Below are 283 nucleotides of genomic sequence, written 5' to 3'. Positions count from 1 at the left end.
CAGCGATTTCCATGTTTCTCCACCTGCTTTGCCAGCAGCTGCAACCGATTTGTTGTTCGGATTTTCCAGTTTGAACTGTTTCCTATACTCTTCCATGAACACGAAGAAAGAGCTAGGAGGCCTCTTCGGCTTGTTCGGATCCTTGGTCGAGATCTTCCCCTTCGTTACTCGAGAAGATTGCTTCTTCGTAGATAGATTCTTTTTCTTAGCATCTGGTTTTGATTTGCTTCCCTTCATGGTTATCCAAACTTGGAGGTTTAGGGTTAGGGCTTCTGAGAGTCGC

Annotated in this window: 2 protein-coding genes; one reads left to right on the top strand and one right to left on the bottom strand. The window is 45.6% G+C overall.

Annotation, left to right across the window (positions count from 1 at the left end; all coding sequences use genetic code 11):
* Positions 1-96: HMG-box domain-containing protein (locus tag C6N31_RS46475; RefSeq protein ID WP_368860205.1), on the bottom strand; the 96-nt coding region annotated here is incomplete at its 3' end.
* Here C6N31_RS46475 and C6N31_RS44955 point away from each other — a divergent pair.
* A partial coding sequence (locus C6N31_RS44955) for a hypothetical protein (protein WP_232486377.1) occupies positions 95-283 on the top strand: 189 nt, incomplete at its 3' end. The genes C6N31_RS46475 and C6N31_RS44955 overlap by 2 nt on opposite strands.

Source organism: Streptomyces fildesensis (genome assembly GCF_016107395.1).
GTDB lineage: Bacteria > Actinomycetota > Actinomycetes > Streptomycetales > Streptomycetaceae > Actinacidiphila > Actinacidiphila fildesensis.
This window is presented reverse-complemented; position numbering and strand designations above follow the sequence as displayed.